This is a genomic window from Bradyrhizobium sp. UFLA03-84 (assembly GCF_002289535.1).
Taxonomy (GTDB): domain Bacteria; phylum Pseudomonadota; class Alphaproteobacteria; order Rhizobiales; family Xanthobacteraceae; genus Bradyrhizobium; species Bradyrhizobium viridifuturi.
Genome location: NZ_NSJY01000005.1, coordinates 295089 through 314969 on the forward strand (window position 1 = coordinate 295089; position 19881 = coordinate 314969).

Genomic DNA, 19881 nt, shown 5'->3' on the forward strand with positions numbered 1-19881 from the left:
TGCCTCAGAGCTTCTGAACCTTGCCGTCGCTGATGATCTCGATCACCGTCGGGCCGGTCTTCATGTCGGCGGAATATTCGCGCCACACCTTCATGTGCGGCGCCTTGCTGTGCGCGGTCAGGTCGTCGCGGGTTTCCCAGCGCTCCACCACCACATACAGATTGGGATCGTTGACGCTGACATGGCCCTCATAGGAGAGGCAGCCCTTCTCCTTGTGGGTCTCGGCGATGCACGCCTTGTGTCCCCTGATGAAGTCGTCCTTGTTTTCCGGCTTCATCGGGGTGGTCGCGATGACATAGATCATGATGTTGCTCCGTTCTTGTTCTTGTTTTAGCGGATGTCGACCTTCTCGGGCGTGATCACCTCGATCTTCGGCGGCGCGGCCATGCACTTCACCGCGACCCGGCCGAACGTCTTCATGTGCTCGGCGGTACGGTGCGGCACCAGCGCGTCGGCATTCTCCCACTGCTCGACGAACACCATCTTGCTGTGGTCGGTGACGCTCTCATGGAGGTCGTAGGCGATGTTGCCGGGCTCCTTGCGGGTTTCCTTGATGCAGGCCGTCGCCGCGGCGATGAATTCGGCGCGGGTCTCGGGCTTGATGGTCAGCGTAGCAACGACGTAAATCACGGAAATTCCTCCCGGTTTTCTTTTCTAGGTAAGTTACCGGGGGTGGTTTTAGAACATAAAGTAGCGCTGTGCCATGGGTAGCACCTCGGCCGGCGCGCAGGTCAGGAGCTCGCCGTCTGCGCGTACCTCATAGGTCTCGGGATCGACCTCGATCTCGGGCGTCGCGTCGTTGTGGATCATGCTCTTCTTGGAGATCTTGCCGCGGGTGTTCTGCACCGCGTAGAGCTTCTTGCTGATACCGAGCTTGCGGGCGAGGCCGCCGGTCACCGCGGCCTTCGAGGTGAACACCACCGACGAGGCGGTGAGCGACTTGCCGAACGCGGCGAACATCGGCTGGTAATGCACCGGCTGCGGTGTCGGGATCGAGGCATTGGGATCGCCCATCGGCGCCGCCACGATCGAACCGGCCTTGATGATGCAATCCGGCTTGACGCCGAAGAATGCCGGCGACCACAGCACGAGGTCCGCCATCTTGCCCTTCTCAACCGAACCGATCAGCTTCGACACGCCATGCGCGATCGCGGGATTGATGGTGTATTTGGCGATGTAGCGCTTGACGCGGAAATTGTCGTTGTCGTTGCCCTTGTCCTGCGGCAAGGCCCCACGCTGCTTCTTCATCTTATCGGCGGTCTGCCAGGTGCGGATGATGACTTCGCCGAGCCGGCCCATCGCTTGCGAGTCCGACGACATCATCGAGAGCGCGCCGAGATCGTGCAGGATGTCTTCGGCGGCGATGGTCTCCTTGCGGATCCGGCTCTCGGCGAAGGCGAGGTCTTCGGCGATCGACGGATCGAGGTGATGGCACACCATCAGCATGTCGAGATGCTCGTCGATGGTGTTGCGGGTGAACGGCCGGGTCGGATTGGTCGACGACGGCAGCACGTTCTTCAAGCCGGCGATCTTGATGATGTCTGGCGCATGACCACCGCCGGCGCCTTCGGTATGGAAGGCGTGGATGGTGCGTCCCTTGAACGCCTTCACGGTGTCCTCGACGAAGCCGGACTCGTTCAGCGTGTCCGAATGCAGCATCACCTGGACGTCGTAATCGTCGGCCACCGAAAGACAGGTGTCGATCGCGGACGGCGTGGTGCCCCAATCCTCGTGCAGCTTCAGCGCGCAGGCGCCGCCCTTGATCATCTCGACCAGCGCCGCCGGACGCGACGCATTGCCCTTGCCGGAGATGCCGAGATTGACCGGGAAGGCGTCGAACGACTGGATCATCCGCCCCATGTGCCACGGGCCGGGCGTGCAGGTGGTGGCGAAGGTACCGTGCGACGGGCCGGTGCCGCCGCCCAGCATCGAGGTGACGCCGGACATCAGCGCATGCTCGATCTGCTGCGGGCAGATGAAATGGATGTGGCTGTCGAATCCGCCGGCGGTGAGGATCTTGCCCTCGCCCGCGATCACATCGGTGCCGGGGCCGATCACGATGGTGACGTTGGGCTGGATGTCGGGATTGCCCGCCTTGCCGATCGCCGCGATCATGCCCCCCTTGATCGCGACGTCGGCCTTCACGATGCCCCAGTGATCGACGATCAGCGCATTGGTGATGACGGTATCGGCCGCGCCCTGCGCGTTGGTCACCTGCGACTGCCCCATACCGTCGCGGATCACCTTGCCGCCACCGAACTTCACCTCCTCGCCATAGGTGGTGAGATCCTTCTCGACCTCGATGATCAGATCGGTGTCGGCGAGCCGCACCCTGTCGCCGGTGGTGGGGCCGAACATGTCGGCATAGACGGAACGCTTGATCTTCACGGACATGTCAGCCCCGTTTGTGTTTGAATTGTTGACCGGCGGTCACAGCGAGCGCCTCGCCCTTCGCACCACGTCGTCGAACTTCGTATCAAGCCAGGAATTGCCGCCACGACAGCCCGCGACCACTTGCTCGGCCCAATCGGTATAGTCGACCAGGTCGTCGCGCTCCTCCGTCGTCGGATCAGACTGAATACGCGCGCCGATATTGCTGATCTTGTCGGCAATCTTGATCAGCTTGGCGTCGGCCGACTTCTTCGGCGCGTCGACGACTTGCAGCCGCCGCCGCTCGGCCTTTGGCAGGCTCATGTCATCGGTGCATTCGATGACGAGGGAGGCCACGCGATCGGAGAACCTCGCCGAGAGCTCTTCGCGCGTGGTGTCGGTGTCCTCCATCGTATCGTGCAGCCAACCGGCCGCAACGGGTTCGGCATCCGTGCCATCGGTCGCGATCGCAAGCAGGTTCGCGACCTCGGCGAGATGGTTGATGTAAGGCTCGTTGCCCCGTCCCTTGCGTGCCATGCCGTTGTGCCGGCGTGCGGCAAGATCGGCAGCTTCGGAGATGAGGCGGATTGCAGGAAGCATCGGCTACGAAGCTCCCTTTTGATCGCGACGGCAATTGGCGTGAGATCGAGAAGCGACTTCGATTGGCGCCCGGGGCTTACCCCTCTCCCCAACCCTCCCCCGCAAGGGGGGAGGGAGCCTGACGAGTGTGCCCACCTCACGTGGCGTCGTTACCTTTCCACGTTCCACTACGGTTTCTCCTCGCCATCAGCGTCAAATGTAAGGGAGCCACCGGCGGAAGGGTTCCCTCCCCCCTTGCGGGGGAGGGTTAGGGAGAGGGGTGCCGCTTGCTCCGCAGCTTCCGCGATGCTCAGGGCCACTCCCTCAAGGTTTTTCATCACGTCGTCATTGGTGAAACGGAGAACGCGATAACCGCGCGACTTGAGCCACGCATCCCGCCGCTCATCATGACAGATGCGCTCCTCAAAATCGTGGCTCTCGCCGTCAACCTCGACGACGAGCTTGCGCGCGTGCGCGACGAAATCGGCGATGTAGTTGCCGATCGGCGCCTGGCGGCGAAAGTTGAGACCGGCTAGGCGATCGGCCTTCAGGTGTCGCCACAGCAAGGTCTCCGCGCGCGTCATCGCGCGGCGGAGATGCTTGGCGCGATCGCGCTGGATGTCGCTCACTCGAGTGTGCGGCATACCCCTCTCCCCACCCTCCCCCGCAAGGGGGGAGGGAGCCCGGCCACGATGCTTACCTCACTATCGATCATTGCCAGAGTTCTCGTCGCGTCAGGTCAAGATCACAGCTTCCCCTTCACCTCGGCGCGGAAGCCGTAGACGACCCGCTTGCCGGCGAGCGCCACGAGCTGGACGTCGCGGGTCTGGCCGGGCTCGAAGCGGACCGCGGTGCCGGCGGCGATGTCGAGGCGCATGCCGCGGGCTTTCTTACGGTCGAATTTCAGCGCTGGATTGGTCTCGAAGAAATGGTAGTGCGAGCCGACCTGGATCGGACGATCGCCGGTGTTGGCGACCGACAACGTCACGGTTTTGCGGCCGGCATTGAGCTCGATCTCGCCGTCCTTGATGAAGAGTTCGCCGGGGATCATGTCGCGCTCCTATCGGATCGGCTCGTGCACGGTGACGAGCTTGGTGCCGTCGGGAAATGTCGCCTCGACCTGGATGTCGTGGATCATCTCGGGGATGCCGGCCATCACCTGATCGCGGGTCAGGACCTTGGCTCCGGCCTGCATCAGCTCGGCGACGGTGCGGCCGTCGCGGGCGCCCTCGACGATGAAATCGGTGATCAGCGCGATGGCCTCGGGATGGTTCAGCTTGACGCCGCGCTCGAGCCGGCGGCGCGCCACCATGGCGGCCATCGATATCAGGAGCTTGTCCTTTTCGCGGGGAGACAAATTCATGCGAGCACTCTGATCGTTCTTGAAAGGTCTAGTTAAGCCACAGCCGTGGCAGCGGGACCATGGAGGCGCGGCCGAGCACCGCCATCATGTCGGCGCGCAACCGGGCCGCATCTTGGGCACAGAAGCGCGCCATTGCAAAGCCATTCCAGGCGGAGATGCCGACCTCGCCACCGAGGCTGTCCGACGCCTCGCGGATCCGCTCGACCAACGCCTCGTCGCCGGGCACGATCAGCGCAGTGCCGATCGCGCAGCCGCCGCCCGCGATCGCGCGTCGCGCCAGCTTCTCGCCGATTTCACCGTCGAGCCTGACGGTCTCGGCAAACACCAGCCGGCCGCCGCGCCGCATCCGCCAGCGGTCGACGAACTCGCCATGGCGCATGGTTTCGCCCATCGCGGCGCGGCCGAACACCACGATCTCGCAGAGCAGGAGCGAGGCGCCTTCGGCAAGGTCGATGTCGAAGCTTCTGACAATACGGGCGCGGTCGAACAGGATGGTCTCCTGCGGCAGCCAGGAGAGATGTGCGCCATCGGCGACTTTCAGCGCGATATCGAGCCGCGCCGCCGCGCCCGGCGCGCGGTAGACTTTTTCCGCCGCCGCTGTGGTCAGGGTCAGGCGGGCGCCCTCGCCGGCTGCAATTGCAATGTCGAAGCGGTCGCCACCGGCGACGCCGCCGGCGGTGTTGACGAACATGGCCGAGAGGCCGTCGTCCTCCGGCGACGGGAAGCGGACGCGCAACGAGCCGGACTCATGGAGATCACCGCGGCGGGTCGCGCCGTCCTTGCGATGCACCGCGAACCGCACCGCACCCTGGGCGCGGTTTGCCGCAAACGTCGCCGCTGCCGCGCCTGCGATCCCGCTCCGCATTCCCCCGACGCTCCCTCACGCACGCCACGAAGCGCGGCGTCACATCCTGTTCACAGCGCCATCTGGCGGCTGATCTCGGCGGGATCGAGGCTTGCGCGGTCGCAGGCGTATTTGACCGCACCCCGGTCCATCACGGCAAAACTGTCGCCGAGTTCACAGGCAAAGTCGAGATATTGTTCGACCAGCACGATAGCGATGTTGCCGAGGTTGCGCAGATAGGAGATGGCGCGGCCGATATCCTTGATGATCGAGGGCTGGATGCCCTCGGTCGGCTCGTCGAGCAGCAGGAGCTTTGGCCGCATCACCAGCGCGCGGCCGATCGCAAGCTGCTGCTGCTGGCCGCCGGAGAGGTCGCCGCCGCGGCGGCCAAGCATGGTCTGCAGCACCGGAAACAGCGAGAACACGTCGTCGGGGATGTTGCGATCCTCGCGCTTCAGCGGGCCGAAGCCGGTCTTCAGATTTTCCTCCACCGTCAGCAGCGGGAAGATCTCGCGGCCCTGCGGCACGAAGCCGATGCCGCGCCGCGCCCGCTCATAAGGCTTCAGCGCGGTGATGTCCTTGCCGTCGAAATTGATCGCGCCGGAGGCGATCGGATACTGCCCGACCATGGCGCGCAGCAGCGAGGTCTTGCCGACGCCGTTGCGGCCGAGCACGCAGGTGACCTTGCCTTGCTCCGCGGTCAGCGACACGCCGCGCAGCGCCTGCGCCGCGCCGTAATAGAGATTGATGTTGTCGACCTTCAGCATCGCTAGCGTCCCAGATACACTTCGACCACCCGCTCGTTCGACGACACCTGGTCGATCGAGCCTTCGGCGAGCACCGAGCCCTCGTGCAGGCAGGTCACCTTGACGCCAAGCTCGCGCACGAAGGTCATGTCGTGCTCGACCACCATGATGGTGTGGTTCTTGTTGATCTCCTTGAGGAGCTCAGCAGTCAGATGGGTCTCGACGTCGGTCATGCCCGCAACCGGCTCGTCGACCAGCAGCACCTTGGGGTCCTGCGCCAGCAGCATGCCGATCTCGAGCCACTGCTTCTGGCCGTGCGACAGGCTGCCGGCGAGGCGGTTGCGCGCGTCGGTCAGGCGGATGGTCTCGAGCACCTTGTCGATCCGCTCGGACTCGGCCTTGCTGCCGCGCCAGAACAGCGTGCCGCGCACCGAATGATCGACATTGAGCGCGAGCAGCAGGTTGTCCTGCACGGTCTGGCTCTCGAACACGGTCGGCTTCTGGAATTTGCGGCCGATGCCGAGTTCGGCGATCCGGGTCTCGTCGAGCCGGGTCAGGTCGACGGTGCCGTCGAACAGCACGGTGCCCTCGTCCGGCTTGGTCTTGCCGGTAATGATGTCCATCATCGTGGTCTTGCCGGCGCCGTTCGGGCCGATGATGGCCCGCATCTCGCCGGGCGCGAGCGTCAGCGACAGATTGTTGATGGCGTGGAAGCCGTCGAACGAGACGTGCACGCCGTCGAGATAGAGCATGGCCGAAGTGGCGCGGGTATCCATCACGTTCATCGGTCTACTCCGCCGGGTTCGGTGCGCCGACGCCGTCTTCGCGCGCGGCGCTTTCGGCGTCGGGAGAGCCGTTCTTTGCCTTTGACGTCTCCCACCAGCTGTTGAAGGTGCCGACGATGCCCTTGGGCAGCAGCAGCGTGACCAGGATGAACAGCGCGCCCAGCATGAACAGCCAGTACGGCGCCAGCGGCCCCGAGGTGAAGAACGTCTTGGCGTAGTTGACCACAACGGCGCCGAGCGCGGCACCGACCAGCGTGCCGCGGCCACCGACCGCGACCCAGATCACCGCCTCGATCGAATTACCCGGCGCGAACTCGCTCGGATTGATGATGCCGACCTGCGGCACATAGAGCGCGCCGGCGACGCCGGCCATGCAGGCCGACAGCGTAAACACGAACAGCTTGTAGGATTCGACGCGATAGCCGAGGAAGCGGGTGCGGCTTTCGGCGTCGCGCACCGCAATCAGCACCTTGCCGAGCTTCGAGGTCACGATCGCGCGGCAGATCAGGAAGGCGACGATCAGCGCCAGGCAGCTCAGCAGGAACAGCGCGGCACGGGTGCCTTCGGCCTGCACATTGAAGCCGAGGATATCCTTGAAGTCGGTCAGGCCGTTATTGCCGCCGAAGCCGAAATCGTTGCGGAAGAACGCCAGCAGCAGCGCGTAGGTCATCGCCTGGGTGATGATCGACAGATAGACGCCGGTGACGCGCGAGCGGAAGGCGAGCCAGCCGAAGCAGAAGGCAAGCAGGCCCGGCACCAGCAGCACCATCAGCGCCGCAAAGGCGAACGTGTCGAAGCCGTACCAGTACCACGGCAGCTTGTCCCAGTTCAGGAACACCATGAAGTCGGGCAGGATCGGGTTGCCGTAGACGCCGCGGCTGCCGATCTGCCGCATCAGGTACATGCCCATCGCATAGCCGCCGAGCGCGAAGAATGCTCCATGACCAAGCGAAAGAATCCCGCAATAGCCCCAGATCAGGTCGATCGAGAGCGCGAGGATGGCGTAGCAGACATATTTGCCCCACAGCGCCACCAGATAGGTCGGCACCTGAAACATCGAGCCCTGCGGCAGCAGCAGGTTCGACAGCGGGATCAGCACGCCGACCGCGGCGACGAGCAGCACGAAAGCGGTCGCGGCGCGATCCAGCGAACGGGTCAGGATGTGCGGCGTCATGCTTCCACCGCCCGGCCCTTGAGCGCGAACAGGCCGCGCGGCCGCTTCTGGATGAACAGGATGATCAAGACCAGGATCGCGATCTTGCCGAGCACTGCACCCGCCACCGGCTCGAGGAACTTGTTGGCGATGCCGAGCGTGAACGCGCCGACCAGCGTGCCCCAGAGATTGCCGACGCCGCCGAACACGACGACCATGAATGAGTCGATGATGTAGCTCTGGCCGAGATTCGGGCTGACATTGTCGATCTGCGACAACGCCACGCCGGCGATGCCGGCGATCCCCGAGCCGAGGCCGAAGGTCAGCGCGTCGACCCGCGAGGTGGCGATGCCCATCGAGGCCGCCATGCGGCGGTTCTGCGTCACCGCCCGCATCTCGAGGCCGAGCGCAGTGTAGCGCAGCATCGCGAGCAGGATTGCGAACACGGCGAGCGTGAAACAGAGGATCCAGAGCCGGTTATAGGTGATGGTGATCTGGCCGAGCTCGAACGCGCCGCTCATCCAGGAGGGATTGCCGACCTCGCGGTTGGTCGGGCCGAACGCGGTGCGCACCGCCTGCTGCAAGACCAGCGACAGGCCCCAGGTCGCGAGCAGCGTCTCCAGCGGGCGGCCGTAGAGGAAGCGGATGATGGTGCGCTCGATCAGGACGCCGATGAAGCCCGCGACCAGGAAAGCGAGCGGCACCGCGATCAAGAGCGAGTAGTCGAACAGCGCGGGATACCGGGTGCGGATCACCTCCTGCACCACGAAGGTAGTGTAGGCCCCGAGCATCACCATCTCGCCATGCGCCATGTTGATGACGCCCATCACGCCGAAGGTAATGGCAAGCCCGATCGCCGCGAGCAGCAGCACCGAGCCGAGCGACAGGCCGTACCAGGCGTTCTGCACCATCGACCACATCGCAAGATTGCTCTGGATCGAGGACACCGCGCTCGCGGCGGCCTTGGCGACCAGCGGCGGCTGATCGCCGAGCCCGGTCAGCAGCGCCAGCGCCTCCTGGTCACCGCGCGACTTGATCACGGCGACCGCGTCGAGCTTGTCGCTGTCGGATGCATCCGACTTGAACAGGATGATCGCAGCGCGCGCCTCGGCGAAGGCCTGCTTGATCGGCTTGACGCTCTCCTTGGCGAGCGCGCTCTCCACTGTCGGCAGCAAATTCTCTTCGTGGCTCTTGAACACTGATTGCGCCGCGGCGAGCCGCTTGGCCGGATCCGGCGACAGCAGCGTCAGGCCGCCAAGCGCGGCCTCCACGGTTCGGCGCAGGCGGTTGTTGAGCCGCACGGCCGCGGCATTGTCAGGCAGCTTGTCGACGGCGGCGCCGGTCGTGGCGTCGACGATCTTGCCGTCGGTCTGCGTGATGAAGACCTTCTTGCTGTCGGGATCGGCCGACAGCCGGCCGTCCTGCAGCGCGCCGATGATGCGCGGAGCCAGCGCGTTGCCCGATGCGGCGACCTCGCCGATCGCAGCCTCGGTGTCGGAGAACTCGTCATTGGCGAATTTGGCGACCGAATCCTCGAACGGGCCGGCCAGCGCCGGCACAGCAAGGCAGCTCAGCAGCAGGATCGAGAGACAAAGCGCGCGAAAGCGATCGATACAATTGGCAAACACGTCAGTACCCCGGCAGGAGTGGGAGGAGAAGGCGGCGAGCGGCGCCGCCTTCTCCGGTGTTGGAAGGTTGTGTTGTGTCGTTGATCAGCTCAGGAGCTTAAGAGCCCTGACCGCCGCACTTGTTGGTCTTGGTGTTGTAGTTGCCGCACTTCTTGCCGACCCAATCGCCGATCAGGTCCTTGGAGCCCTCGAGCTCCTTCGACCAGGCGTCGCCGGCCACCAGGCCCGGGGTCTTCCAGACCACGTCGAACTGGCCGTTGCCCTTGATCTCGCCGATGAACACCGGCTTGGTGATGTGGTGGTTCGGCAGCATCTTCGACACGCCGCCGGTCAGGTTCGGCGCCTCGATGCCCGGGAGCGCGTCGATCACCTTGTCCGGATCGGTCGACTTCACCTTCTCGACCGCCTTCACCCACATGTTGAAGCCGATGTAGTGCGCTTCCATCGGATCGTTGGTCACGCGCTTCGGATTCTTGGTGTAGGCCTGCCACTCCTTGATGAACTTCTCGTTCGCCGGGGTCTTGATCGACTCGAAGTAGTTCCAGGCGGCGAGATGGCCGAGCAACGGCTTGGTGTCGATGCCGGCGAGCTCTTCTTCGCCGACCGAGAACGCCACGACCGGGATGTCGGTCGCCTTGATGCCCTGGTTGCCGAGCTCCTTGTAGAACGGAACGTTGGCATCGCCGTTGATGGTCGAAACCACCGCCGTCTTCTTGCCGGCCGAGCCGAACTTCTTGATGTCGGCCACGATCGTCTGCCAGTCGGAATGACCGAACGGCGTGTAGTTGATCATGATGTCGTCCTGGGCGACGCCCTTCGACTTCAGATAGGCTTCCAGGATCTTGTTGGTGGTGCGCGGATAGACGTAGTCGGTGCCGGCCAGCACCCAGCGCTTCACCTTCTCTTCCTTCATCAGATAGTCGACAGCGGGGATCGCCTGCTGGTTCGGCGCCGCACCCGTGTAGAACACGTTGCGCTCGGACTCCTCGCCCTCATACTGCACGGGGTAGAACAGGATGTTGTTCAGCTCCTTGAACACCGGCAGCACGGATTTGCGCGACACCGAGGTCCAGCAGCCGAACACGACCGCAACCTTGTCCTTGGTGATCAGCTCGCGGGCCTTTTCGGCGAACAGCGGCCAGTTCGAGGCGGGGTCGACGACGACGGGCTCGAGCTTCTTGCCAAGCACGCCGCCCTTCTTGTTCTGCTCGTCGATCAGGAAAAGGATCGTGTCCTTCAGGGTGGTTTCGCTGATGGCCATGGTGCCCGACAACGAGTGAAGGATACCGACCTTGATGGTGTCGTCGGCCGCTTGCGCGGGCGCGAAGGGCGAGGACGCTGCCAGGCCCAAAACCAGGCCGGCCGTCGCCGCGAGCGCGCGGCGGCGGGTCATCGTCGCTATTCCGTGAGTAAGCTGAGTAAGCATGAAATGTCGTCTCCCTGACGCAGGCGTGAACGCTTGCGAAACGGCCGCATGGCCGCCTGCGGTTAAGGGAATCGCAAGAACTGTGCCACGGTGCGTGGACACCGTAAGCCGATGAACCAGCTGGATAATTTCACGAGTTCCGGGCAAATACGGAGAACGACTGCTCAAACATTGAGCCAATGATTTGGCTGCCGAAAGAGCAATCAGGTTATTTTTTGAGCAAGATCCCCTTTCTGGCTAAATTTACGGCACTGATTTGTGACAGTTTGCGCGATGGTTCGGCGCACGTCGGGAGCAGATCCCAGCGATTCCACCTTGAAACCGCCCAGTTCCTGGTCCATATCCTCGCCATGCCCGCGAGAGTCGCGGTGCCTTCGCGAGCTGCGTGTTCTTATGCCGCCCCAAGCGGCTTCTGGCTCGCCTTTCAGCTAACCCAGCTTGATGCCCCAGACACGCGGGTGTCCCGATCGCCTCATGCGATTCCAGCCGATATTGGCTGGGACGACGATGGCTTTTATGGAAAGAACCACCTTTTGACCTCCTTTCAGGATTTCGGCCTCGCCGATCCCATCGCCCGCGCGCTTCGAGAAGAAAACTATCTCACGCCGACCCCCATCCAGGCCCAGACCATCCCGCTCGCACTTGCCGGCCGTGACGTCGTCGGCATCGCCCAGACCGGAACCGGCAAGACCGCGTCCTTCGCGCTTCCGATCCTGCACCGGCTGCTGGAGAACCGCGTCCGCCCGCAGCCCAAGAGCTGCCGCGTACTGGTGCTCTCTCCGACCCGCGAACTGTCCGGGCAGATTCTCGACAGCTTCAACACCTATGGCCGCCACATCCGGCTGTCCTCGACACTCGCCATCGGTGGCGTACCGATGGGCCGCCAGGTGCGCGCCGTGATGCAGGGTGTCGAGGTGCTGGTCGCCACCCCCGGCCGCCTGCTCGATCTCGTGCAGAGCAACGGCCTGAAGCTGAACCAGGTCGAGTTCCTAGTGCTCGACGAAGCCGACCGCATGCTCGACATGGGCTTCATCAACGACATCCGCAAAATCGTCGCCAAGCTGCCAATCCGGCGCCAGACGCTGTTCTTCTCGGCCACCATGCCCAAGGACATCGCCGAGCTCGCCGAGGCGATGCTGCGCGATCCCGCCCGCGTGGCGGTGACGCCGGTCGCCTCGACGGTCGATCGGATCGCCCAGCGCGCGATCCAGGTCGATTTCGCGGCCAAGCCTGCGGTTCTGGCCCAGCTCCTGAAGCAGGAACCGGTCAACCGCGCCCTGGTCTTCACCCGGACCAAGCACGGCGCCGACAAGGTCGTGAAAAGCCTTGCCAAGGCCGGCATCGAGGCCAATGCGATCCACGGCAACAAGTCGCAGAACCACCGCGAGCGCACGCTGGCGGCGTTCCGGTCCGGCGAGATCCGCACGCTGGTGGCGACCGATATCGCCGCCCGCGGCATCGACGTCGACGGCGTCAGCCATGTCGTGAATTTCGACCTGCCCAACGTGCCGGAAACCTATGTCCACCGCATCGGTCGCACCGCGCGCGCCGGTGCCGACGGGGTCGCGATCTCGTTGATCGCCGGCGCCGAGGAGATGGGCTATCTGCGCGATATCGAGCGGCTGATCCGGATTACCGTGCCGCGGGAAGACCGCCGCACACAAGGCGGCAACCGCGAGGCCGCGGCACCGGCGCAGGCCACCCACCCGCACCGGGGCGGCCGCTCTGCGCCCCGCGCGCATAATGTCCGTGGGAATGAGGCCGCTCCTGGCACAAAAGGCCCTCGCCGCCGCCGCCGTCGGGGTGGTAATAATGGCGCGCCGCAGACGAGCCGGGGCGAGTCGCCGCGTCCGTCGCAGGCCGGCAACAGCGAAGGCATCCAGGGCGTCGCCTTCTTGCATCGCGAGAGCCGGCCGAATCCGCAACACAACCGCAACAACCGACCGAAGCACTAGCCGTCGCTCGATCTGGAGAACCATATGGCTAAGGAAGAGCTGATCCAGTTCGAAGGACTGGTGACCGAAATCCTCCCCGACGCTCGTTACCGGGTGCAACTCGATGCCGGACACGAGATCGTCGCCTACACCGCCGGCAAGATGAAGAAAAACCGCATCAAGACGTTGGCCGGCGACCGCGTCACGATCGAAATGTCGCCCTACGATCTGGAAAAGGGCCGCCTGATTTTCCGGCACAAGGACGAACGTCCGAGCGGCGCGCCCGGCGGCCCGCCGCGGGGCGGAGCACAGCGCGGCGGCCAGTTCCGCCGCCGATAGCAGGCGGACTGCAACCGCTGCGCGCATGGTGTCCTGATGTCCTGCGCAACAAATGGCCGGCGGCTGCGCCGGCCAAAAAATCGCGCACGTCAGGATTGTTTTGAAGTCTTCTATCGAATAATATCCTACCCATCGATTTTCGGCCGGACGACATTAGCCAATACCGGTACAGCCGGTTCAGACGCTGACGACCCTTCCAAAAATTCGATCTCACCACCCCGCCGATCAGCGGGTCTTGAACTTGTATATCTGAGAAGGGACTACCCACGTGAGCATGGGAACCGTGAAGTGGTTTAACGCGACCAAGGGCTACGGCTTCATCCAGCCGGATGAAGGCGGGAACGACGTGTTCGTGCACATCAGTGCAGTCGAGCGCGCCGGCCTTGGCACTCTGCGTGAAGGCCAGAAGATCTCCTACGAGATCGTGGCTGACCGCCGTTCCGGCAAATCCTCGGCCGACAATCTGCGCGCCGCTGGATAAGCCGATTTCCCGGGAGCGCACAGCTCCAGGAAATTGTCGTTAAAGCATCAAGGGCCGCACCTTCGGGTGCGGCCCTTTTGTCTGGATCGTTGTTCTGTCGCCATGACCTCAAAGCGCGCAAACCGGCGTTAGCGGCGACAACGCAAAAGCGTCAACGCCGAGAACATCTGCGCCTTAATACGTCGAGCAGGTCGTCGGCATGGTCGCGGATGTCGGGGCATAGTACACGCAAATCGACTGCCGCGGCCGCGTGAAGGCAACGTCGCTGAGAGTAAGGCCAGCCTTGGCCATCACATAGCCGACCGCCGGAACGTATTTGTAGCTCACTTCGCTGAAGATCAGATAGGTACCCGCAACCAGCAGCGCCGACGGAACGACGCTTGTCACGATGTCACCCTGACTGCGGCTCGAGGCCGTCACCGTGGCCTGCGTCGCACCCGAGGCGATCGTCCCGGACTTGCTCCACTGGATATGCGCGATGTTCGAATTATCGACGTAGATTTCCGACAGCGTGACCTTGGTCGGCGATGCATCGTAGGGCGTCATGATGCCGACGCTGGCGCTGAAGAAGTTCTGCAGATCGGCGTCCACCACCTGGGTCGCCTGCGAGGTGAGATCCGACGCGGCGCGCGCCATCAACGTGACCTTGCGGTCGACCGCAACGCCGGACGAAAACTCGACGGTGCCGAAGAACATCACCAGCATCAGCGGCATGATGAAAGCGAACTCGACGGCGGCAAGGCCCCGGCGGTCGCGCGCGAGAGCAGCAACGGAGCGCAGCAAGGCCTCAGGCAGGGCTTTCACGACCTTGTTCATGAGCATGTGGCCCCAGCGGTTCCGGACGGCTCGTTCTTGAACGTCGCAGTCGCGATCAGGAGCCGCTTGCCATTGGGGAGGTTCGAGGCGTTGAAGCCGAGCTGGGTGACAAACAGCTGCCATTGATAGAACAGCCGGACCACCACGACGTCGCCGTCCTTGCCGGGACACCACTTCACCTGCGTGGGATCGGTGATCGGCGTGATGTTGACACTGCTGAAGCCCGTCGCGGACGGATAGCTGCGGACGTCGACGTAGATGCCGTTGTTGCAGTCGAACAGCGTTGTGATCTTGTTACAGACGTACGCCTTGAACTGCGCCTGGGTATAGCTCAAGCCCTGAGCCTGGCCGGTCATGATGAAACGCGACGAATCCTGCGTCACCGTCTCGAGCACTTGGCTGGCGAAGAAGATCATTGCCACTTCGATGATCGCAAAAAGCAATCCGAAGAACAGCGGCGCGACCATCGCGAATTCCACCACGGTTACACCGCGGCGGTCTCGGCGAAAGCGACGGAGGAGGCGTGCGAAAGAATAGGCGGTCAGCGGCATCAACGACCCCGGATCAACATGGCGGCAACAACTACCCAAGAGTCATTGTCGAAGTATTTCGCCGGATCGAGACAGAGCGACCCGATCCGTTAGGCCATTGTTAAGCATGCCGGTGAACGACCTGCGATCGGCCGCGGCGCCGGCGTGTGAAGCGCGCGTCAGTTCTGCGGCTTCGCGGCTCCCCCCGAGCCGGTGGCCTGATTGTTGAGCGTACCGGCCTGTTCCATGGTCGCCCTGAAATAGGTGTCGCCATCGCCGAGGGTGATGCGGCGCTGACAGACCGGCATGCAGCTGTAGGTCTCGCGATCGATGCCGCGGTAGACGGTGACAAGCTGATCGGTCGGACCTTCGACCTGGATCTGGCGATCCACCAGCACCTGGCCGGTGCGGTCGAGTGCGATGAAATTGGTCGCGCCATAGCCCTTGCCGGTCACGACCACGACCCCGCCATTCTGCAGGGTGACGTCGGCAATCAGGGGATTGCCGACCACGATCGTGGCGATGCCGCCGGGCAGCTTGACGAGCTTGGCCTGATCGACGTTGACCGCGATCCGATCCGGATCGGGCGCAGCCGTTGCCAGCGCGGGCCCGAGCAGCACGGCTGCGGCCAGCGAGATGAATCCAATGCGCGCGACGGCGCGAATGCTTTGGGACTGAAACGACATACTCTACCCCGGGACGTGAACAAGCCGGCAAAGGCGATACGCAGCGGACCGGCGCCCGACGCAGGCAAATCTGACGGCAATTCATTTAAGAAGAGCAAAAATCGACCGCCTAATTGCGCGGATGTCACGACTTCCCTGGCCGGCAAGCCTGATGTCCGCGACCTCGCCCGGGAATGCCCGGTCGCCGATGCCGTCATCTTGCCGCCGCGGCAGCGCGTCATCGAATCGCCTGTTCCGGGGTTATCCCAATCTTAAGAGACTCCAAGCAGTTTCTGCGCCAGCCACAAGCACAAAGCGCAGCACGTGTCGTCGGTATCAAGAATCGAAAAGAGCGCCGCCGGCTCCGGCGCCCGCGGCCTGATAGTCGACCCAGCCCGGATCCGTGGCGCCGCGGTGCGCTGGCTGATGTTCAGCGACTTCGGCGACGCCGCGCAGCGCCACATGGCGATCGCATGGTCCTGCATCGTCGCGTGTATCCTGGCCGACGCGATCTGGCTGCCCAACTCCGGGCTCTTGTTCGCGTCCTCGAACTGGATCTCGATCCTGCAAGGCATCGCATATTGCGCGATTGCAGCCGCGTTCCTCGCCATTGCCTCCAACCGGCTTGGCGCCGACCAGCGACGTCCGGCCATCCTGTTGCGGCGCGGCCTGTTCATGACCGAGTTGTTCTGGCGCGCGCTGCTGCCGATCAGCGTGCTCCTGACCGCGGGCAGCACGCTCAGCTATCTGATCGCAGCATCGAAGCTGCCGCTCAGGGACGACGTTCTGGCCGGCGTCGATCATCTGCTGGGCTTCGATTGGCTGACCTTCCTGGCCGCGACCAACTCGCATTCGTTCGTCGCGACGATGCTGACGACGGCCTACCAAAGCACCGGCCTGGTGTCACAACTGGTGCTCGGGTGGCTGATCCTGCAACGGCGCGGCGACCGGCTCGCGGAATTCATCGCCGTTCTCGGCTTGAGCGCGGTTGCGCTGTGCATTGGCATGTGGCTGATCCTCGCCGCGGGCGCGTTCGCCTATTTCCACCCCGCCCCGCAAAGCTACGGGCACTTTGCTGCGCTCGGCGACATGTGGACGTTCGGACGGACCTTCTCGATGTTGCGAGACGGATCGCTGTCGGTGGTCGACATGGCAAGCGTCGACGGCATCGTCAGCTTTCCCTCGTTCCACACCATGCTCGGCGTCATGACGATCTATGCTGCGCGCGATACCCGCTGGCTCGTCGTTCCCGTGTTCGTCGTGAACGCAACTATGATCGTCGCGACGATGCCCGTGGGAGGTCATCACCTCGCCGACGTCCTGGCCGGCGGCGGCCTGACCATTGCCGCCATCCTCATCGCTCGTCGCTCTGCCGGGCCGTCCGTCAGCAGGACTTGAGCGCCACTTCGCGGCGACCCACGTTGTATGACCGCAACGGCTTCAGCTGGCGGTGCGGACGTGAACGACCACGCGATCGTCGGCGTAGAGGCGCTGCCATCCTTCAATATGATCCAGTAATCTGGAGGCCGGCGTGTCCGGCGCCAGCATCACCGCATCGATGTCGCAAGTCTTGAGCAGGCTGAGGAAACCGTTGACGTCCTTGAGCTGAAGCGCGCGGGCGAGGCTCATCCCGAACGCCTCGCCGTAGAGCTCGGCGCGCCCGTCGATGAACACCGGCACCTGACGCCAGATCAGATAGCCGCCGAACTGCAGATCGTTGAGCACCCGCTTGACGTGGTGCGCCTTCATCGCGTCAACCGCGGCAGCCGGCGAATGGGTCGGCGGTGGCGATAGCACCTGACGCGCCGCCGCGATTGAGGTCCATGTGCAAAGTCCGGCGACAAGGATCGCGGCCGGAACGGCCCTCGGGCGAGCGGTGCAAGAGCCGCGCAGCCGGAACTGGGTTGCGACCGGCGTGAGCACAGCGAGCGGCAGCAGCAGCGCGAACAGCTCGAGATTTCTGATGTGGGACAGGGCCATGTGCAGCAAGCCCAGCACCAGGAGGATTCGCGGCAGCGGCAACCTCGCCCCGTAATAGAGCGCCGCGCCGAGCAGGCCGAGGATGGACAGCGCGAACGGGTCGATCTCGCTGAAGGTCGCCGGCCGCCACTCCTGGATGAGATGCAGCAATTCACCGAGACCGAGAATCTTCAGCGAGGCGAGGATCGAGCCCCACCCATAGGGGGTCACGCAGCACGCAGCCAGCGCACCGATGCCGAACGCTGCCCAGCGCAGCGCCAGCGCCGGCCTTTGGGCCGGCAGGGCATTCCACAGCGCATCGAGCGCAAATGCACCGACCAGCACCAGGCCAAACAGAAAGCCGCCATGCAGGTTGGCCCACAGCGCGATCAGAGGGAGCAGCCAGAACGAAGGCGCCTCGCGGCGTTCGCTGGCGGTCATCAGGCCGTTCGCCCAGACCAGCATGATCGGCATCACCAGCACATGCGGACGGGCCAGCAGATGCCCGCACGTCAGGACCAGCGCCGCAAGGGCGATCAGGCTGGCGTAGATTGCCGGCAGCGCGCGGCTGAGGATAGCGGTCAGCAATGCGAAGCTGGCGGCGGCACAGGCCGCGGCCAGCGCCGCCGGGCCGGTCCACCCGGCGAGGTCATCGGCCTTCGCGAACAGAATCTGCGCCAGCCAGGACGACGACACCCACGGCGCACCGGCCTTGGTGTAAGAATAGATGTCGACCGACGGCAGCGTGCGATGGTCGAGGATCCAGCGGCCGACCGCAATCTGCCAGTAGGTATCGGAATCGGCGAGCAGCCGGTCGCCGACGAACAGCAGCAGCGCATAGACGCCGCACGCGATCCAGAACCAGGCCGGGACCTCGGCGAGCGCGGAGGCTTTCGCCCGCGGGAAGGTCGCCGTCTCAATGCTCATGATGGCACCTGGCGGCCACCGGCGTCATTGCCGGAACGGATAGGCCAGCTGTCCGCCGATCTCGCTCGGCACGCCCTGCTCGGCATCGACACCGTAATCTTCCGGAAGCTTGCCTTCAGGCATGCGGAACGTCCCGAACAGAATATCCCAGAGCGGGAACGTGCCAGCGAAATTGGTGTCGCCGCCGTCCTCGAGACCGGTGTGATGCCAGCGGTGAAACACCGGCGTCGCGATCACATATTTGAACGGGCCAAGCGTCCAGTTCAGGTTGGCGTGGACGAATGCCGAGTGGAACGTGGTGAACGGTCCGACCCACAGCATGATGTTCGGCGAGATTCCGGCCATCAGCAGAATCACGTCGACGGTGATCGTGCCGATCAGAAGATTGACGGGATGGAAGCGTGCCGCCGAGATCCATTCAAGATCCTCGGAGGAGTGATGAATGGCGTGGTACTTCCAGAAGTCGCCGCGGTGGAACATCCGGTGCAGCCAGTACAGCATGAAATCGGAGCCGACGAGGAAGATGATCGACTGCAGCCAGAGCGGAAGCTGCGCCAGCGGGCCATGCCCGTTCTCATAGAACGCGATCAAATCGTCGGCGCCGTGGACATTGAACACCGCGGCCGCGCCCACCACCAGGAGCCCGATGCGCAGCACGCGGGCGAACACCGGCACGAAGAACCAGTAACAGATGTCGGTGATCAGCTCACGCTTCTGCCACCACGGCTTGCCGGGATTGCAGGCCCAGAAATGGGCGAGCACCGTGAAGACCAGCGCCAGCGCGATGGTGATCGGCACCACCTTCATCATCGTCTGGCCGATCATCTCGATGACTTCAAAGGGAAGGCTGGGCATGACGGCCTCTTTTGACGGACGCTCCATGGGTACAGATGTGCACTTAAGGAGCCGTGAACAGGTGCCCGCAGCGGGTTCTCAGCAACAACCTGCAATCTGAGCGGTCCGCTTAATCCCAAATTTACTGTGCGCAACAAGTGCGGGTTCCCGCTGTGTTTGTGCGATCAAATTAACTGCACCGAAATTGTCGAACCGTAGGGTGCCGCAATGGTCACGGTGCTGAGAACGCCGACGAGACCAAACCTAGTTCGACCAGCCACGTGTACACAGGAGTTACTTATGAAGAACCTCGTTTCGCGCTTCGTGAAGGACGAGTCGGGCGCGACCGCCATCGAATACGGCCTGATCGCCACCGGTATCGCCATCGCGATCATCGCTGCAGTCAACGGCGTCGGCACCAAGCTCTCGGGCACCTTCAGCACGATCGCCGGTTCGCTGAAGTAAGTCGGTTCCGACGAACTCGCATCAAAGGTCCCGGCAA

General features: G+C 63.8%; 23 protein-coding genes. 5 read left to right on the forward strand and 18 right to left on the reverse strand.

Going from position 1 to position 19881, the window contains the following annotated elements; all coding sequences use genetic code 11:
- Positions 1 to 4: 4 nt before the first annotated feature.
- The 13 genes from CK489_RS04160 to urtA form a co-directional block, all read right to left on the reverse strand.
- A complete protein-coding gene (locus tag CK489_RS04160; protein WP_050628287.1) occupies positions 5 to 304 on the reverse strand; it encodes a putative quinol monooxygenase in 300 nt (99 codons plus the stop codon).
- A gap of 26 nt (positions 305 to 330) precedes the next feature.
- The gene (locus tag CK489_RS04165; RefSeq protein WP_095731393.1) at positions 331 to 630 is read right to left on the reverse strand and encodes a putative quinol monooxygenase; all 300 of its coding nucleotides are present in this window, start codon (positions 628 to 630) and stop codon (positions 331 to 333) included.
- Between the two features lie 48 nt (positions 631 to 678).
- Positions 679 to 2394: an urease subunit alpha gene (gene ureC, locus CK489_RS04170; protein ID WP_095731394.1), complete on the reverse strand. Its 1716-nt coding sequence runs from the start codon at positions 2392 to 2394 to the stop codon at positions 679 to 681.
- 36 nt (positions 2395 to 2430) lie between these two features.
- Complete coding sequence (locus CK489_RS04175) at positions 2431 to 2970, reverse strand: HD domain-containing protein (protein WP_095731395.1); 540 nt, start codon at positions 2968 to 2970, stop codon at positions 2431 to 2433.
- A 167-nt stretch (positions 2971 to 3137) separates the two neighbouring features.
- The gene (locus CK489_RS04180) at positions 3138 to 3578 is read right to left on the reverse strand and encodes an endonuclease domain-containing protein (protein ID WP_245350251.1); all 441 of its coding nucleotides are present in this window, start codon (positions 3576 to 3578) and stop codon (positions 3138 to 3140) included.
- Positions 3579 to 3694: 116 nt separating this feature from the next.
- Complete coding sequence (locus CK489_RS04185) at positions 3695 to 4000, reverse strand: urease subunit beta (protein WP_076860840.1); 306 nt, start codon at positions 3998 to 4000, stop codon at positions 3695 to 3697.
- A gap of 9 nt (positions 4001 to 4009) precedes the next feature.
- Positions 4010 to 4312, reverse strand: coding sequence for an urease subunit gamma (locus CK489_RS04190; RefSeq protein ID WP_050628284.1), 303 nt, complete (start codon positions 4310 to 4312; stop codon positions 4010 to 4012).
- A 28-nt stretch (positions 4313 to 4340) separates the two neighbouring features.
- A complete protein-coding gene (locus tag CK489_RS04195) occupies positions 4341 to 5177 on the reverse strand; it encodes an urease accessory protein UreD (protein ID WP_095731397.1) in 837 nt (278 codons plus the stop codon).
- A 50-nt stretch (positions 5178 to 5227) separates the two neighbouring features.
- The gene (gene urtE / locus CK489_RS04200) at positions 5228 to 5923 is read right to left on the reverse strand and encodes an urea ABC transporter ATP-binding subunit UrtE (protein ID WP_095731398.1); all 696 of its coding nucleotides are present in this window, start codon (positions 5921 to 5923) and stop codon (positions 5228 to 5230) included.
- 2 nt (positions 5924 to 5925) lie between these two features.
- A complete protein-coding gene (gene urtD / locus CK489_RS04205; RefSeq protein ID WP_050628281.1) occupies positions 5926 to 6687 on the reverse strand; it encodes an urea ABC transporter ATP-binding protein UrtD in 762 nt (253 codons plus the stop codon).
- A 4-nt stretch (positions 6688 to 6691) separates the two neighbouring features.
- Entirely contained in the window at positions 6692 to 7861 is a 1170-nt protein-coding gene (gene urtC, locus CK489_RS04210) for an urea ABC transporter permease subunit UrtC (protein WP_095731399.1), read from the reverse strand.
- On the reverse strand, positions 7858 to 9453 hold the full coding sequence (urtB, locus tag CK489_RS04215) for an urea ABC transporter permease subunit UrtB (protein WP_095731901.1): 1596 nt from the start codon (positions 9451 to 9453) through the stop codon (positions 7858 to 7860). Before urtB ends, urtC begins: the two co-directional genes overlap by 4 nt.
- A gap of 112 nt (positions 9454 to 9565) precedes the next feature.
- Entirely contained in the window at positions 9566 to 10894 is a 1329-nt protein-coding gene (gene urtA, locus CK489_RS04220; RefSeq protein ID WP_050628279.1) for an urea ABC transporter substrate-binding protein, read from the reverse strand.
- 533 nt (positions 10895 to 11427) lie between these two features.
- Here urtA and CK489_RS04225 point away from each other — a divergent pair.
- From CK489_RS04225 to CK489_RS04235, 3 genes are all read left to right on the forward strand, one after another.
- Positions 11428 to 12849 (forward strand): DEAD/DEAH box helicase, encoded by a 1422-nt coding sequence (locus tag CK489_RS04225; RefSeq protein WP_095731400.1) that lies wholly within the window; start codon positions 11428 to 11430, stop codon positions 12847 to 12849.
- Between the two features lie 24 nt (positions 12850 to 12873).
- Entirely contained in the window at positions 12874 to 13167 is a 294-nt protein-coding gene (gene infA / locus CK489_RS04230) for a translation initiation factor IF-1 (protein WP_016842649.1), read from the forward strand.
- Between the two features lie 268 nt (positions 13168 to 13435).
- On the forward strand, positions 13436 to 13648 hold the full coding sequence (locus tag CK489_RS04235; protein WP_016842648.1) for a cold-shock protein: 213 nt from the start codon (positions 13436 to 13438) through the stop codon (positions 13646 to 13648).
- A 174-nt stretch (positions 13649 to 13822) separates the two neighbouring features.
- On the opposite strand, the gene CK489_RS04240 is transcribed toward CK489_RS04235, so the two are convergent.
- The 3 genes from CK489_RS04240 to CK489_RS04250 all read right to left on the reverse strand — a co-directional run bounded on the left by CK489_RS04240 (position 13823) and on the right by CK489_RS04250 (position 15680).
- Positions 13823 to 14470 (reverse strand): TadE/TadG family type IV pilus assembly protein, encoded by a 648-nt coding sequence (locus CK489_RS04240; protein ID WP_095731401.1) that lies wholly within the window; start codon positions 14468 to 14470, stop codon positions 13823 to 13825.
- Entirely contained in the window at positions 14461 to 15015 is a 555-nt protein-coding gene (locus CK489_RS04245; protein WP_050628276.1) for a TadE/TadG family type IV pilus assembly protein, read from the reverse strand. Before CK489_RS04245 ends, CK489_RS04240 begins: the two co-directional genes overlap by 10 nt.
- 158 nt (positions 15016 to 15173) lie before the next feature.
- On the reverse strand, positions 15174 to 15680 hold the full coding sequence (locus tag CK489_RS04250) for a pilus assembly protein N-terminal domain-containing protein (protein WP_050628275.1): 507 nt from the start codon (positions 15678 to 15680) through the stop codon (positions 15174 to 15176).
- Positions 15681 to 15983: 303 nt separating this feature from the next.
- Between CK489_RS04250 and CK489_RS04255 the strand changes: the two genes are divergently transcribed.
- Positions 15984 to 17057: a phosphatase PAP2 family protein gene (locus CK489_RS04255; RefSeq protein WP_143278097.1), complete on the forward strand. Its 1074-nt coding sequence runs from the start codon at positions 15984 to 15986 to the stop codon at positions 17055 to 17057.
- Between the two features lie 42 nt (positions 17058 to 17099).
- On the opposite strand, the gene CK489_RS04260 is transcribed toward CK489_RS04255, so the two are convergent.
- Together CK489_RS04260 and CK489_RS04265 are read right to left on the reverse strand one after the other, a co-directional pair.
- Entirely contained in the window at positions 17100 to 18545 is a 1446-nt protein-coding gene (locus tag CK489_RS04260; RefSeq protein ID WP_095731403.1) for a hypothetical protein, read from the reverse strand.
- Between the two features lie 24 nt (positions 18546 to 18569).
- Positions 18570 to 19400 carry a sterol desaturase family protein gene (locus CK489_RS04265; protein ID WP_050628327.1) on the reverse strand — a complete coding sequence of 277 codons (831 nt, stop codon included), beginning with the start codon at positions 19398 to 19400 and terminating at the stop codon, positions 18570 to 18572.
- A 279-nt stretch (positions 19401 to 19679) separates the two neighbouring features.
- Between CK489_RS04265 and CK489_RS04270 the strand changes: the two genes are divergently transcribed.
- Entirely contained in the window at positions 19680 to 19844 is a 165-nt protein-coding gene (locus tag CK489_RS04270) for a Flp family type IVb pilin (protein ID WP_050422174.1), read from the forward strand.
- Positions 19845 to 19881 lie beyond the last annotated feature (37 nt).